1 pseudogene is annotated in these 1280 nt (G+C 63.8%); it reads left to right on the plus strand.

The features are described 5' to 3' along the window. Positions 1-1280 (plus strand): annotated as a pseudogene (locus AB0313_RS22115) (pyruvate dehydrogenase (acetyl-transferring), homodimeric type); the annotation flags it as partial.

A 1280-nucleotide genomic window follows, 5' to 3' on the forward strand; every position in this document is an offset into this window, starting at 1 on the left:
ATGTACGCCAGGGCGTTCATGGAAGGGCGCCTGTCCGAGGAGGACCTGGACGGGTTCCGGCAGGAAAAGTCCCGCGAGGGCCACGCCCTGTCCTCCTACCCGCACCCGCGCCTGATGCCGCACTTCTGGGAATTCCCCACCGTGTCCATGGGCATCGGGCCGATGAACGCGATCTACCAGGCGCAGAACAACCGCTACCTGCACAACCGGGGCCTGAAAGACACCTCCGACCAGCAGGTCTGGGCGTTCCTGGGCGACGGCGAAATGGACGAACCCGAGTCCCGGGGCTTGCTCCAGCTCGCCGCGAACGAGAACCTGGACAACCTGAACTTCGTGATCAACTGCAACCTCCAGCGCCTGGACGGGCCGGTGCGCGGCAACGGCAAGATCATGCAGGAACTCGAAGCGTTCTTCCGCGGCGCGGGCTGGAACGTGATCAAGGTCGTCTGGGGCCGGGAATGGGATGACCTGCTTACCCGGGACACCGACGGGTCCCTGGTGAAAATCATGAACGAAACCGTCGACGGGGACTACCAGACCTACAAGGCCGAATCCGGCGGGTTCGTCCGCGAGCACTTCTTCGGCAAGACCCCGCAGACCAAGGACCTCGTCGCGGACCTCACCGACGACCAGATCTGGAACCTCAAACGCGGCGGCCACGACTACCGCAAGGTCTACGCCGCCTACAAGGCCGCCACCGAATTCAAGGGCAAACCCACCGTCATCCTCGCCCACACCGTCAAGGGCTACGGCCTCGGCCCCCACTTCGAGGGCCGCAACGCCACCCACCAAATGAAGAAACTGACCCTCGATGACCTGAAGAAGTTCCGCGACCACCTGCGGATCCCGGTCACCGATGAGCAGCTTGAAAAGGACGCCTACCGGCCGCCGTATTACCACCCGGGTAACGACGCACCGGAAATCAAGTACATGATGGAGCGACGCGCCGCTCTGGGCGGGTCCGTCCCGGAACGCCGGAACACCCACGCCGAGATCGTGCTGCCCGAGGCCAAGTCCTACGAGGTAGCCAAGCGCGGCTCGGGCAAGCAGATGGCCGCCACCACCATGGCGTTCGTCAGGCTCCTCAAGGACCTGATGCGGGATAAGAACTTCGGCAAGCACATCGCCCCGATCATCCCTGACGAAGCACGTACCTTCGGCATGGATGCGTTCTTCCCGACCGCCAAGATCTACAACCCCAAGGGCCAGAACTACCTGTCGGTGGACCGTGACCTGGTCCTGGCCTACAAGGAATCCCCCGCCGGCCAGCTGATCCACCC

This window comes from Pseudarthrobacter sp. NPDC080039 (genome assembly GCF_040702335.1).
Classification (GTDB): domain Bacteria; phylum Actinomycetota; class Actinomycetes; order Actinomycetales; family Micrococcaceae; genus Arthrobacter; species Arthrobacter enclensis_A.